14 protein-coding genes, 1 tRNA gene and 1 riboswitch are annotated in these 12,021 nt (G+C 62.4%); of the genes, 10 read left to right on the forward strand and 5 right to left on the reverse strand.

All coding sequences use genetic code 11. From position 1 onward, the window contains the following. Nucleotides 1–75: 75 nt before the first annotated feature. From IWY39_RS11865 to IWY39_RS11875, 3 genes are all read right to left on the reverse strand, one after another. Nucleotides 76–1,344 carry a hypothetical protein gene (locus IWY39_RS11865; RefSeq protein WP_107123520.1) on the reverse strand — a complete coding sequence of 423 codons (1,269 nt, stop codon included), beginning with the start codon at nt 1,342–1,344 and terminating at the stop codon, nt 76–78. Continuing rightward, a complete protein-coding gene (locus tag IWY39_RS11870) occupies nt 1,344–1,610 on the reverse strand; it encodes a spike base protein, RCAP_Rcc01079 family (RefSeq protein WP_107123519.1) in 267 nt (88 codons plus the stop codon). Before IWY39_RS11870 ends, IWY39_RS11865 begins: the two co-directional genes overlap by 1 nt. A gap of 85 nt (nt 1,611–1,695) precedes the next feature. Further along, entirely contained in the window at nt 1,696–2,184 is a 489-nt protein-coding gene (locus IWY39_RS11875) for a hypothetical protein (RefSeq protein WP_107123518.1), read from the reverse strand. Nucleotides 2,185–2,480: 296 nt separating this feature from the next. Between IWY39_RS11875 and IWY39_RS11880 the strand changes: the two genes are divergently transcribed. The 3 genes from IWY39_RS11880 (at nt 2,481) to IWY39_RS11890 (ending at nt 5,045) form a co-directional block, all read left to right on the forward strand. Beyond that, nucleotides 2,481–3,266: a sulfite exporter TauE/SafE family protein gene (locus IWY39_RS11880; protein WP_017181753.1), complete on the forward strand. Its 786-nt coding sequence runs from the start codon at nt 2,481–2,483 to the stop codon at nt 3,264–3,266. A gap of 6 nt (nt 3,267–3,272) precedes the next feature. Further along, nucleotides 3,273–4,382 carry a glycosyltransferase gene (locus IWY39_RS11885; RefSeq protein WP_107123517.1) on the forward strand — a complete coding sequence of 370 codons (1,110 nt, stop codon included), beginning with the start codon at nt 3,273–3,275 and terminating at the stop codon, nt 4,380–4,382. Nucleotides 4,383–4,562: 180 nt separating this feature from the next. Beyond that, nucleotides 4,563–5,045 carry a PilZ domain-containing protein gene (locus tag IWY39_RS11890; RefSeq protein WP_229380559.1) on the forward strand — a complete coding sequence of 161 codons (483 nt, stop codon included), beginning with the start codon at nt 4,563–4,565 and terminating at the stop codon, nt 5,043–5,045. Between the two features lie 114 nt (nt 5,046–5,159). Here the strand turns inward: IWY39_RS11890 and IWY39_RS11895 are convergent. After that, nucleotides 5,160–5,236, reverse strand: a tRNA-Pro gene (locus IWY39_RS11895). A 202-nt stretch (nt 5,237–5,438) separates the two neighbouring features. On the opposite strand from IWY39_RS11895, the gene yajC reads away from it, so the two are divergent. From yajC to IWY39_RS11915, 4 genes are read left to right on the forward strand one after another with little or no spacing between them, the layout of a single operon-like run. Next, a complete protein-coding gene (gene yajC, locus IWY39_RS11900) occupies nt 5,439–5,774 on the forward strand; it encodes a preprotein translocase subunit YajC (protein ID WP_017181750.1) in 336 nt (111 codons plus the stop codon). 7 nt (nt 5,775–5,781) lie between these two features. After that, on the forward strand, nt 5,782–7,380 hold the full coding sequence (gene secD / locus IWY39_RS11905) for a protein translocase subunit SecD (protein ID WP_017181749.1): 1,599 nt from the start codon (nt 5,782–5,784) through the stop codon (nt 7,378–7,380). Nucleotides 7,381–7,401: 21 nt separating this feature from the next. After that, entirely contained in the window at nt 7,402–8,385 is a 984-nt protein-coding gene (secF, locus tag IWY39_RS11910) for a protein translocase subunit SecF (RefSeq protein WP_107123515.1), read from the forward strand. Between the two features lie 56 nt (nt 8,386–8,441). Next, nucleotides 8,442–8,783, forward strand: coding sequence for an Mth938-like domain-containing protein (locus tag IWY39_RS11915; protein ID WP_081490874.1), 342 nt, complete (start codon nt 8,442–8,444; stop codon nt 8,781–8,783). Between the two features lie 9 nt (nt 8,784–8,792). Here the strand turns inward: IWY39_RS11915 and IWY39_RS11920 are convergent, their stop codons facing one another. Then, nucleotides 8,793–9,209, reverse strand: coding sequence for a DUF1801 domain-containing protein (locus IWY39_RS11920; protein WP_107123514.1), 417 nt, complete (start codon nt 9,207–9,209; stop codon nt 8,793–8,795). Nucleotides 9,210–9,242: 33 nt separating this feature from the next. Beyond that, a riboswitch (yybP-ykoY riboswitch) is annotated at nt 9,243–9,433 on the forward strand. Between the two features lie 18 nt (nt 9,434–9,451). Between IWY39_RS11920 and IWY39_RS11925 the strand changes: the two genes are divergently transcribed. The 3 genes from IWY39_RS11925 (at nt 9,452) to IWY39_RS11935 (ending at nt 11,969) form a co-directional block, all read left to right on the forward strand. Then, nucleotides 9,452–10,030 carry a TMEM165/GDT1 family protein gene (locus IWY39_RS11925; protein ID WP_107123513.1) on the forward strand — a complete coding sequence of 193 codons (579 nt, stop codon included), beginning with the start codon at nt 9,452–9,454 and terminating at the stop codon, nt 10,028–10,030. Between the two features lie 76 nt (nt 10,031–10,106). Then, nucleotides 10,107–11,033, forward strand: a complete 927-nt coding sequence (locus IWY39_RS11930) for a complex I NDUFA9 subunit family protein (protein WP_107123512.1) — start codon at nt 10,107–10,109, stop codon at nt 11,031–11,033. Nucleotides 11,034–11,159: 126 nt separating this feature from the next. Next, a complete protein-coding gene (locus IWY39_RS11935) occupies nt 11,160–11,969 on the forward strand; it encodes an undecaprenyl-diphosphate phosphatase (protein WP_107123511.1) in 810 nt (269 codons plus the stop codon). Nucleotides 11,970–12,021 lie beyond the last annotated feature (52 nt).

The raw sequence follows: 12,021 nt of genomic DNA on the forward strand, positions 1-12,021 counted from the left end.
GATTTCACCTGTGTGGCCGCAAGCGTGGCGAAATGGCGAGCGCCGCGCGCCGTCATTTCGCCATCGCGGTGCGCGTCAATAAGCGGCCAGGGGTGCGGGCAGCGCATCCGCCCACGCCTTGATCACCGCCGCTTCCTTGACCTGCCCCGTCTGGCGGGAATGCAGCCCATCTGAACTGTCATTGGCAAAGTCGGCCCAACGATCGGTCTGTGTGGGGTCTTCGACTGCCGCTGAAATATCGACAAGCCCCGACAGCCCATAGGCGGCAAAGTTGGTCCTGACCTCGTTGTTGAACGCCTGACGCCCGTCATTCGCGCTGTTGGCGTACAGCCCGACCGGAATATTGGACCCGCTGGTGGAGGGGGCCATCGTCGTCCACCATATCCGCACCTGCGGATTGATCGCCTTCGCCTTTGCGACAAAGGCCGCGATGTCCGCCAATATCTGGCTGGCCGTGCGTCCGTTGCTCATGTCGTTGACGGACCAGTTGCATAATATGTCGCTGACATAGGCAATGATCCCGATCCGCAAGACCGGCTTGGCGAAGTCGCCCGCGACGAAATCCTGGATCTTGGACCCCGACCGTGCCTGCATCGCGTGCGGAATGCCCGCCTGTTCCAGCGCCATGCGTGGCGGCCCGCCGGCCGTCCCGGTGCCGGGCCCGGCATTACCCGATACGCCATAGAAACGACTGTCGCCGCCGACCAGCACAGTGGGACCATGATCGCTGGCCAGGCCGATCAGTACCCCCGGTGCACCATCGATCTGGGCCCTTGCTCCGCCATCTGCGGGAAGTGCGCCAGTTTGCATCAATCGATCTACGCCGATCGTGGTGCCCCTCTGATCTTCTCCCTCGGGCGTACCAGGCCCGGTCATGGGAAAGTTGGCGCGGGTGTCACCGACCAGATTGTCCTTCATCGATCGATGCCAGACCATGGCACCGGGTGGGAATTCGGACAGGCCGAGCGCGCCGGGCAGGAGATCGTCGGACCATAGCAGCGCTCCGCCGGGGATCGTCCCGATAGCGCTGCCGGACCAGGTTACCCGCCCGACTGCCGGGCCGATTTCCAGCGCCCTTTGTATCGATTGCGGGCTGACTGCCGTTTCGGCCTGGTCGGACCCGATGATGAATGCCGCATCGGCGTAGCGCAACGCGGTCATGTGCGCGTTGGACAGCGTGTCCCTTATGCGCCCGCTGGTCCGCGCCGAATTGGACGTTGATACATTGCCGATGCCGTAGGCGCTTTCGCCGGCGCGGACGGTGGCAAGGCGCCATAGCGCCTCCGGGCGCGGGTTTGCCGGACCGCGCGCGCCACGGCCAAAGCCATATCCGAGCCGCGTCATCAGGCAAGCGCCACGATATTGGCGGCTGTCGTGCCCGTCGCACGGACGTAACGGGCGCGAACATCCAGCACCTGTCCGTCGGCGACATTGAGGAAGTTGACGTCAGCGGTGCCATCGACGCCCCGCAATATGACCGTGCCGCCAGTGCCGATGTACAGCGCTTTGGGCACGACGGGCAGAGAGTCACTGTCATGGGGAACGACGGCGTAGGGCGCCCGCGCCGATGCAATCGGATTGTCGATGAAGCTGGTATAGGGATCGGTCATTTTCCGCCTCCTGCGTGAAGAGGCGACTCACATATGCCGAGCCATGGCCTGTAGGACAGCAAATAGGATCGGCAACCGAAAAATTTTATCCTATTTGGTTCATAGGGTTGGCATTTTCTGGTCGTACGGTCGGGCTGGCTCGCCTGGCGTCCCCGCGTCGGCGCGCCCGTTTTTCCTCGATGGCGATGACTTCGAACAATTCGTTGGGGTAGCGGCGTGCGCGCTGGCGCAAAATATCTATGCCCGACGACAGATATATCGCGACGATCAGGATCATCATCGCGGACATGTCTCCCAATCCGGCAATGTCCCCGATGGCGATCCGTGCGCCACCCGCCACGATGACCAGGATCAGCGTCGCGGCCAGCAGATCGGACCGACGCGAACGGGGAAACGCCACGAGCAGCGCCGGGAACAGGACCGCAACCGCCGTGAGCGACAACCAGGATATAGCGGAAGGCGACAAATGAACCCTGTCCGTCGCAAGCATGACCCCAGCGGCCACAAGGGCCAGCGCCATCAGTCCAAGCGCATAGCGCGTGGTCTGGATGAGGGATTTTGGATTGGGGAACATGCCGTTACCTTGTCGCCGTGTCTTGGTACCAAAAACGGCATAGGCCCGCCTCCCTTAAACCCGAATCACTCGTTAGGGTTAACTGGCGGAAAACCACGAATTTGCCTCGCAGGACGCCTGTGCCCCGCTTCATGGTCACATGTTGAATGGATAATGGCCGAATTGATCGGCCCACGAAGGGAGCAGAGAGCCATTTACAAGCGCGTCAAGGCCAAGTTGCGCCTTCCCAAGCACAAGCCAATCGTGCATGTCCGACCAGTCGTCCGTCACTGAGCGGGCAAGGGGGACGCGTATTGATGATCGATTGGGTGCACAGCCTGGCTGGCCTGCTCGTGGGCTTGCTCGTTGGAATAACCGGCGTGGGCGGTGGGTCGCTGATGGCACCCATCCTCATCCTGCTGGTTGGAATCGTGCCAGTCACTGCCGTCGGGACCGACCTTTGGTTCGCGGCGATCACCAAGACCGTCGGGGGCGTCGTCCATCATCATTTCGGGAAGCCCGACTGGACCGTGGTGCGTCGCCTGTTGATGGGCAGCCTTCCGGCATCCGTCCTGACGATCGCATTATTGTCCAAACTGCCCCGCAGTTCCTTCCAGAGTGATCTTATCCTTTCGGCGCTCGGCGTCTTGCTGATCATGACGGCGATCGCCACGCTTTCGCGTCGGCAAATCCATGATTATGCCCGCGATATGCAGGAGGACACGGCGCAACGCTTCCGGCGTATGCAATTGCCGCTGACGGTGCTGGCCGGATTCATCCTGGGCGTGCTCGTCACGCTGACGTCGGTGGGGGCGGGCGCACTGGGGGCGACCATGCTGATCGCGCTCTATCCCATGCGGATGAAGGCGGCGCGCCTGGTGGGCACTGATATTATCCACGCCGTGCCGCTGACGGCTGTGGCGGGGCTTGGCCACCTGTGGATCGGCAATGTCGACTTTGCGTTGCTGGGGTCGCTGCTGGTCGGATCGATACCGGGCATCATCGTCGGATCGCTGCTGTCGTCCAAACTGCCCGACCGTCTGGTCCGGTCGGTGCTGGCGCTGGTGCTGATGCTGGTCGGCATAAAGCTGCTGGTGGGCTAGTCACTTATGCACGTCGCGACATTTCTTCAGGACCTTGCCGGCGGCGGGGCGGAGCGTGTGGCCGTCCTGCTGATGAACGGACTGGTGGCGCGCGGCGAACGGGTTACGCTGATCCTGGCGCGGCGGGAAGGCCCTTATCTCGACGATCTCGATCCGGCGATCGAACTGGTCGATCTTGGCAATCGCCGTTCCATTTCCAGCATTCGCCCGCTTGCCCGCTGGCTGCGTTCGACGCGGCCGGATATTCTCGTCAGCCATCTCACCCATGTTAATGTCGCCGCTGCGCTGGCCAACCGGATCGCACGGGCGGGCATCCCGCATGTGGCGGTCGAACATAATCAGATGGGGCAGAATTACGCGCTGCTGACCAACCGCTCGGTCAAGGCGGCCTATCGTCTGGCGCGATTCGTCTATCCGGGTATTTCGCGGGTCGTCAGCGTCTCTCAGGGCGTCGAATCGGCTGTCCTGGCCTTTACGCGCGGTCACCCGCACAATCATCAGGTCATCCACAATCCTGTCGTCACTGACGGGCTGGTGGCGCTTTCGGGCGAAGCGCCGGAACATCGCTGGTTGACCGACGGGGCGGGCATACCCGTTCTGTTGGGTTGCGGGCGACTGCATCACCAGAAGGGCTTCGATGTCCTGATCAGCGCTGTGCGCAAAGTGCTGGATGAACGCCCCGTCCGGTTGGTCATTCTGGGCGAAGGTCCGCTGCGTCCGCAATTGGAGGCGCAGCTCAAATCCTTGAACCTGGACGATCATGTCGATCTGGCAGGATTCAGCCGCAACCCATTCGCAATGATGCGCGCTGCCGATGCCTTCATATTGTCGTCGCGTTGGGAAGGTTTGCCGACCGTATTGATCGAAGCACTTGCCTGCGGTGCCAATATCGTTGCGACCGATTGCCCCAGCGGCCCGCTCGAAGTGCTGGAAGGGGGCAGGTTCGGACGGCTCGTTCCTGTCGATGACAGCGACGCCTTGGCAAAGGCCATAGGCGCTTCGCTGGATATGCCGCTCGACAGGGTATCGGCCAAAGCGCGCGCAGCCGATTTCACGCTGGATCGCGCGGTCGACAATTATATGGCGTTGTTTGCCCATTTGCGGTCGCGGGGCTGAACGTCAGCGCGCTGATGGGTGAACACCGGCGGGGCTGCGCGTCGCTGCCCAGGTTGATCCATGCTTGCCCACCCAAAGCCGGCCTGCTTTCCGCCGCTTCTCGTTCAATCCTCAACGGTATCTTTACGATTTCTTAGGCGAATGGGTCCAAATTGCCGTCCCCGGCTATGGAGCCCGCCAATGTCAGTTCGAGCGACCCTGTACAGCGATAATCGTGGCGCGCAGCGAATGCAGCTGGACCGCGCTTCGACCTTGCGCGATGGTGAGGATACGCCGTTCGACGTGCAGATCGAGGATATCTCGCTCACCGGCTTTCGCATGCAATTGCCTTTCGAGATTTTGCCCGATCAGGCGACGACCATCGGCGTGCCGGGCGTCGGCATCAGGGCGGTGCGGATCGTCCGTGTCGAAGGAACGATCGCTGGCTGCGCCTTTGTGCAGCCACTCAATCGCGCGGAGCTCGACACGATTCTCCGCTTCGACAGTTCCGTCGTCCAGGAAAACTTCAAATATCAGGCTGCTCCCGCGAATATCGCGGAAAAGGATGGTTCTGAACTGTCCGCAGACACAGCGGGTCTCAGCCTACCTCAAAAACTGGCGATAGTCGCTGGTGCAGCCTTGACCATCTGGCTGCTGATTCTGGCAGCCATGTTTCTCATTTAGGGTAGCGTCCGCTCCCCGATACGATCATCGCTGCTGAACATGGACTCCCGCGCGATAGCGCCTGGGAGATTTTCGTGCGCCCTTCCGCCGAACGGCCGCACTTTTTCAAAATTTTGGTCGGGACGAGAGGATTCGAACCTCCGACCCCCACACCCCCAGTGTGATGCGCTACCAGGCTGCGCTACGTCCCGACCGGAGGGCGGCTCTTAGAAGCACATTCGCCAAGTTGCAAGGGATTCGATGCTGCTCTTTTGCGGCTGCTGCGTATCGGCCTAATCATATTGCCTCCCCGCCTGCATCTGTGGTAGCCGCCGCGGCTTGATCCGTGGGCGCTATGTGCGTCCTGCGGCCGACAGAAACCAAGGCGCGACCTGCTTCAGGAAAGTCCCACCCATGTTCATATCGACAGCCTTTGCCCAGACTGCGGGCGGGCCAGCATCCGGCAGCGGCATATTGGTGCAGATGGCGCCGCTGGTCCTGATCTTCGTGGTATTCTATTTCCTGCTGATCCGCCCGCAGCAAAAGCGGATGAAGGCGCACAAGGCGAAGATCGACGCAGTGAAAAAAGGCGATCAGGTGATCACCGGTGGCGGCCTGCTGGGCAAGGTCACGCGCGTGGACGAGATTTACGCCGAAGTCGAAATCGCGCCGGGCATGAAGGTGAAGGCGGTCAAGTCCACCCTGACAGACGTGCTCGACCCGACCACTGCCAAGCCAGCGAACGACTGATCCCACGATGCTGAACTTTTCGCGCTGGGCGGTCTTTGCGATCATCCTGCCGCTGGCTATCGGCGTGCTGTGCGCCGTACCCAGCTTCCTGCCGGATTCGGTCGTCACCCGGCTGCCCGGTTTCATGCAGACGCGGGTCAATCTGGGTCTCGACCTGTCGGGCGGCAGCCATTTGCTGCTCGAAGCCAGCACGCAGGATGTCGCCAAGCAGCGGCTCACCAATATGGAGGAGCAGGTTCGCACCGAATTGCGCCGGGGCGACCCCCGGATCGCGATCGGCGACATCTCCAGCCGCGACGGGAAGCTCAGCTTCATGGTGCGCGATCCGTCGCAGGTGGATGCCGCGGTCGAGCGTATCCGTCCGCTGACGCAGGGCGCGGGCCTTACCGGACAGCGCGATTTCAATGTCGAGGTGGTCAACAGCTCCACCATCGTCATCACCCCGACCGAAGCGGGGATCAACAATGCGGTCAAGAGCGCGATGGAAGTCGCGACCGAAGTGATCCGCAAGCGCATCGATGAGATGGGCACGCGCGAACCCACGATCCAGCAGCAAGGCGACAATCGCATCGTCGTACAGGTGCCCGGCCTTCAAGATCCCAAGGCGCTGAAGGATCTGCTGGGCCAGACCGCGAAGCTGGAATTCAAGCTGGTCGATTTCACCGCCAACCCCGCCGAAGTGGCGCAAGGTCGCGCGCCGGTGGGCAGCGAAGTGCTGCCCTATCCCGACAATCCATCGGGCGTGCCGCTGATCGCGGTCAAGCGGCAGGTGATGGTGTCGGGCGAGGATCTGACCGACGCGACGCAGGGCTATGACCAGAATAACCAGGCGATCGTCAACATCCGCTTCAATGGCTCTGGCGGGCGCAAATTCGGGCAGGTGACGTCGCAGAATGTCAACCGCCCCTTTGCCATCATCCTGGACGGCAAGGTGCTGTCCGCCCCCAATATCAACGAACCGATCCTGGGCGGCAGCGCGCAGATCAGCGGCAATTTCACCGTCGAAAGCGCCAACCAGCTGGCGATCGCGCTGCGGTCGGGCAAGCTGCCGGTGGCGTTGACGGTGGTGGAGGAACGCACCGTCGGGCCGGGGCTGGGCGCCGATTCGATCCGCGCGGGGCTGATCGCGTCGGTCATCGCGGTGGTCGCGGTCGCGCTCTTCATGTTCGTGAGCTATGGCCGCTTTGGCATGTATGCCAATCTGGCGGTCGCCATCAACGTGGCGGTCATATTGGGCGTGATGGGCATGTTGGGCGCGACGCTGACGCTGCCGGGCATTGCGGGCTTCGTGCTGACCATCGGCACGGCGGTGGATGCCAACGTGCTGATTTACGAACGTATCCGCGAAGAAAGGCGACGCGGGCGCAATGTCGTCCAGTCGATCGAACATGGCTACAAGGAAGCGAGCCGCACGATTTTCGAAGCGAATGTGACTCACGCCATCGCCGGCGGCATCATGCTCGCGCTCGGCTCCGGCCCGGTCAAGGGCTTCGCCATCGTGCTGCTGATCGGCATCGCGACCAGCGTGTTCACGGCCGTCACCTTCACCCGCATGATCGTCGCCAACTGGGTGCGCCGCACCCGGCCGACGGACATCACCATTTAAGAGGGGCGGGAGGACACACCTATGAAACTTCTGAAACTCGTCCCTGACAATACCAATATCGGTTTCGTTGCGATGCGGAAATGGGCGTTCGCGCTCACCGCCTTGCTGACCGTGCTGGCCCTTGGCGCAACGGCCTATAAAGGCCTCAACATGGGTGTCGACTTTGTCGGCGGGCTGATGATCGAGGCGAAATTTCCTCAGAATGTGGAAACCGACAAGGTCCGCGCGACGATAGGATCGCTGGGTGTGGGCGAAAGCTCGCTCCAGCAGTTTGGCGATCCCAAGACGGTGCAGATCCGCCTGCCGCTGCCTGAACAGGGCGGCGCTGGCGCGGCCAACGCTGTGGTCGAAAAGACGCGCAAGGCGATGGCCGCGCAATTCCCCGGCGTCACTTTCTCCCGTTATGACACGGTATCGGGCAAGGTATCGGGCGAACTGATCCAGAATGGCGTACTGGCCGTGGTGCTGGCGATACTGGGCATCGCGGTGTTCAGCTGGTTCCGCTACGAATGGCAGTTCGGCGTCTCCACCTTCGTCGCGATCGTCCATGACGTGTTGATGACGCTGGGCTTTTTCGCGGTGACGCAGCTGGAATTCGACCTCAACATCGTCGCGGCCGTGCTGACGATCGTCGGCTATTCGATCAACGACAAGATGGTGATCGACGACCGTATCCGCGAAAATATGCGCAAATATCGCAAGATGGACATGAAGGCGCTGATCGACCTGTCCGTCAACGAAACCCTGCCGCGCACGGTGATGACGTCGGTAACGATCATGCTGGCGCTGGGCGCGCTGCTGCTGTTTGGCGGTCATGTGCTGCGTGGCTTTACCGCGGCCATGATGCTGGGCATTGTCGTTGGCACCTATTCGTCCGTCTATGTCTCCTCTTCGTTGCTGATCTCGCTGGGGCTGACCCCGATGTCGTCGGAAAAGAAAGCGAGCAAGGCCAACATCGCCGCGCAGGCCGAACGGGTCGGCCCACGGGACGGAGCGCAGCCCTGAGCGGCGAGAAGCGCATCGGCATCGAACTGCGCCGCGACGATAGCGGCCAGGGGCCTATCGTCACTGGATTCCAGGGGCGCGGATTTCGGGTGCGGGATGATGTGTTTCCAACCGGGCTGTTGCTCAGCCCGGTGCGGGCGATGGCGTGGGACGATGCCCCGCCGATCGACGCGCTGACACTTGCCGCGCTGGGCGACCTGTTTGACGGCGATCCGCGCCCGGAATTTCTGTTGCTCGGCACCGGCGCGGGATTGCGCCAGCCGCCCCGGCCCTTTGTCCGCGCGGTCGAGGCGCTGGGGATCGGCGTAGAGGCAATGGACAGCCGCGCAGCCGCCCGCGCCTGGGGCGTGCTGCGTGCCGAAGAACGTTGGATCGTCGCAGCGCTGCTGCCGCTCTGACCTGTTCGTTCAGGCCGGATGCTTGTCCGCCATATAGGACCAGCTCTGCCGGATCAGCGCCTCCAGAACATCCATGTCGATGCCCGACAGGCGCTTGATGTAGAGACATCCCTTGCCGCGCCGATGCTTGCCCAGCGGCCCACAATCCTCGTCCGATATGCCCGAAAGATAGAGGACCAGTTCGGCCTTGCACGGGGAAAAGGCGATACGCGACGCATCCCCCTCGCGCCCGCTGTCATAGCGATAATGATAGCGGCCAAAACCGATGATCGACGATCCCCACAGGCGAGGCGGCTCGCCGGACAAGGCCTGCATCAGCGTGGCGAGCCTTTCCCCATCTTCCCGCCGTTCGGGTGGTTCGACCGCGGCGAGAAACGCTGCCGCGTCGCTATCGGTCTCGATCGTCTTGTTGCTGTCCCTACCCATGACTTGTCATCCCCGGCTTCGACGCGTAGAGGCTAGCCTGTCATCTGGGGAGTAGCCAGCCGTTCCAGCGCAAATGGAGCGGGCCTTATGTCAACATATTTGGCCGAGAGGTCATGGCATGGGGGACGCGGAACATTCTGCGTAAGGCGAGACCAATGGCATCGGCGCTTTTCTGTCCGGCCGGGCGGGAGGCGACGGTGGCATTGCGTCTATCACTTCCGCCCGGCCCCGGATATTGTCTGATGGAAGCTCTGTTTACCTCCACCGCACTCGTCGCCCTTGCCGAAATGGGCGACAAGACGCAATTGCTCGCGATGTTGCTGGCGACGCGCTTTCGCAAGCCCGTGCCGATCATCTTGGGCATTTTGATCGCGACGATCGCCAATCATTTCCTCGCCGCCCTTCTGGGCCACTCCATTGCGGGCGTGCTGACGCAGGATTGGTTCCGCTATGCCGTGGCATTGAGCTTCATCGCCATGGCCGCATGGACGCTGGTGCCCGACAAGATTGACGAAGATGCGCCGCTCAAGGCGCCGTCGAAGGCGGGCGTGTTCCTGACCACACTGGTCGCCTTCTTTCTGGTGGAAATGGGCGACAAGACGCAGGTGGCGACCATCGCGCTGGGCGCGCGATTCGATAATCTGATCGCGGTGACGACGGGGACGACGCTCGGCATGATGATCGCCAATGTCCCCGCCGTGCTGTTTGGCGAGGCGCTGGCCAGGAAAGTGCCAATGCGCGCGTTGCAGGTTGGCGCCGCGTTGCTGTTCCTGCTGCTGGGCCTGTGGATGATCGCCGATTTGGTCGGCTGGATCGGGTAAAGCGGTTGTCAGCGCGGCGCGGCTGGGGCAAGGGAATGGGCAGCATATTCCCTCTCGGACGAACGTGGGTCAGGTGATGAAAGACTATCTGGTTACGATATTCGGCGGCGGCGGCTTTGTCGGTCGTCAGGTGGCGCAGGTGCTGCTGGCGCGCGGCGCGCGGGTGCGGATTGCCCAGCGTGATCCCGCCACTGCGCTGCGGGTCAAGCCCTTGGGCGGGCTGGGCCAGGTGCAGTTCATCGCCGCCGACATCCGCAACCCCGCCAGCGTGGCGCGGGCCGTGGCCGGCAGCGACATCGTCATCAACCTGGTGGGCATATTGAAGGGCGATTTCGACGCCTTTCACCATCGCGGCGCGGCCAATGTCGCCAAGGCGGCGGCAGACGCCGGTGTCAGCGCGCTGGTCCATATGTCGGCGATCGGTGCCGACGCCGATAGCCCGTCTGCCTATGGCCGGTCGAAGGCGGCAGGCGAAGCGGCGGTAAAGGCTGCTTTCCCCAACGCCACCATCATCCGTCCGTCGATCATCTTCGGCGCGGAGGACCAGTTCCTCAACCGCTTCGCGCAGATCGTCGCCATGCTGCCAGTGGTCCCCGTGATCGGCGGCGCGACCAGGTTCCAGCCCGTCTATGTCGCCGATGTCGCGCAGGCTATCGCCAATGCGGCGGAGCAGCCCGGTGTCCATGGCGGTCAGACCTACGAACTGGGCGGGCCGCAGGTGCTGAGCATGAAGGACATCAACCAGTGGATCGCCAGGGCGGCTGGCCGGGACAAGGCGCTGGTCGATGTGCCACATGCGGCCGCGAAGCTGCTGGCGATGCTGCCGGGCGGGCCGATCACCAGCGATCAACTGGCGATGCTGGGGCGCGACAATGTTGTGGCGCCGGGGGCCAAGGGGCTGGACGCACTGGGCGTCGCCGCCACGCCGATGGCGGGGGTCGCGGACAAATGGATGGTCCGTTACCGCAAGCATGGTCGCTTCGCCGGTCGGGTGAGCGCCTAAGGGCATTGCTCCGTTGTGACGCGGGGCTATCAGCTGCAAGACAATCTTCTCCCTCATCGTCATGCTGAAGCATGTTCAGCATGACGTTCGGGGTGACGGGATGATTATCGGAGGACGATCCCAATCATGGACCTGCACTATCTGACCGTCATCCTGCTGGGTATTGTCGAAGGGCTGACCGAATTTCTGCCGGTATCCTCGACCGGGCACCTCATATTGGCCAGCGAATTGCTGGGCTATGATGCGTCGACCTGGGCAATGTTCAACGTCGTCATCCAGCTTGGCGCCATTCTGGCGGTCGTCGTGCTCTACTGGCGCACTTTCTGGGCGGTCGGCATGGGGCTTTTGCGGCGTGAGCCGGTAAGCTGGCGGTTCCTGCGCAATCTGCTGATCGCCTTCATGCCTTCGGCCGTTATCGGCCTTGCCCTGCACGATTATATCGAAATTCTGCTTGGCGCGCCGCAGGTGGTTGCCTGGGCCTTGATTGCCGGTGGCATCGCGATCCTGCTGATTGAACGGGCGGTCAAGGATCAGCGATTTCATGGCATCGCCGATATTCCGATGGTGCGAGTATTGGCGATCGGCTTCATCCAATGTCTGGCCATGGTGCCGGGGGTCAGCCGGTCCGGCGCGACGATCATGGGCGCGCTGATGCTAGGGGTCGAACGGCGCACGGCGGCGGAGTTCAGCTTCTTTCTCGCCATCCCGACCATGTTGGGCGCAACCGCGCTGGAATTGATCAAGAAGGGCGATCAGATCACCAGCGCAGCGGTAGGCTGGGGCAGCATAGCCTTGGGCTTTGTCGTATCCTTCATTGTCGCGTTGCTGGTCATCCGCTGGTTCGTCGGGCTTGTGTCCAAACATGGCTTCGCGCCCTTCGCCTGGTACCGAATCGTCGCTGGCGTGGCCGCTCTGATATGGCTGGGGATGAGATAGGGCCGAAACGGTCTATTTATGCGATAAGTTCCTGCGATCATTTCGCAACTAG

Origin of the sequence: Sphingobium sp. JAI105, from assembly GCF_015752145.1 — a bacterium.
In the GTDB taxonomy this organism is placed as follows: Bacteria; Pseudomonadota; Alphaproteobacteria; order Sphingomonadales; family Sphingomonadaceae; genus Sphingobium; species Sphingobium xenophagum.

Coding starts and splice junctions, on each gene's coding strand:
- IWY39_RS11885 (WP_107123517.1), top strand. CDS start 3,273: ATGCACGTCGCGACATTTCTTCAGGACCTTGCCGGCGGCGGGGCGGAG.
- secD (WP_017181749.1), top strand. CDS start 5,782: ATGCTGAACTTTTCGCGCTGGGCGGTCTTTGCGATCATCCTGCCGCTG.
- IWY39_RS11865 (WP_107123520.1), bottom strand. CDS start 1,344: ATGACGCGGCTCGGATATGGCTTTGGCCGTGGCGCGCGCGGTCCGGCA.
- IWY39_RS11930 (WP_107123512.1), top strand. CDS start 10,107: ATGAAAGACTATCTGGTTACGATATTCGGCGGCGGCGGCTTTGTCGGT.
- IWY39_RS11880 (WP_017181753.1), top strand. CDS start 2,481: ATGATCGATTGGGTGCACAGCCTGGCTGGCCTGCTCGTGGGCTTGCTC.
- IWY39_RS11875 (WP_107123518.1), bottom strand. CDS start 2,184: ATGTTCCCCAATCCAAAATCCCTCATCCAGACCACGCGCTATGCGCTT.
- IWY39_RS11935 (WP_107123511.1), top strand. CDS start 11,160: ATGGACCTGCACTATCTGACCGTCATCCTGCTGGGTATTGTCGAAGGG.
- IWY39_RS11890 (WP_229380559.1), top strand. CDS start 4,563: ATGTCAGTTCGAGCGACCCTGTACAGCGATAATCGTGGCGCGCAGCGA.
- secF (WP_107123515.1), top strand. CDS start 7,402: ATGAAACTTCTGAAACTCGTCCCTGACAATACCAATATCGGTTTCGTT.
- yajC (WP_017181750.1), top strand. CDS start 5,439: ATGTTCATATCGACAGCCTTTGCCCAGACTGCGGGCGGGCCAGCATCC.
- IWY39_RS11870 (WP_107123519.1), bottom strand. CDS start 1,610: ATGACCGATCCCTATACCAGCTTCATCGACAATCCGATTGCATCGGCG.
- IWY39_RS11920 (WP_107123514.1), bottom strand. CDS start 9,209: ATGGGTAGGGACAGCAACAAGACGATCGAGACCGATAGCGACGCGGCA.
- IWY39_RS11925 (WP_107123513.1), top strand. CDS start 9,452: ATGGAAGCTCTGTTTACCTCCACCGCACTCGTCGCCCTTGCCGAAATG.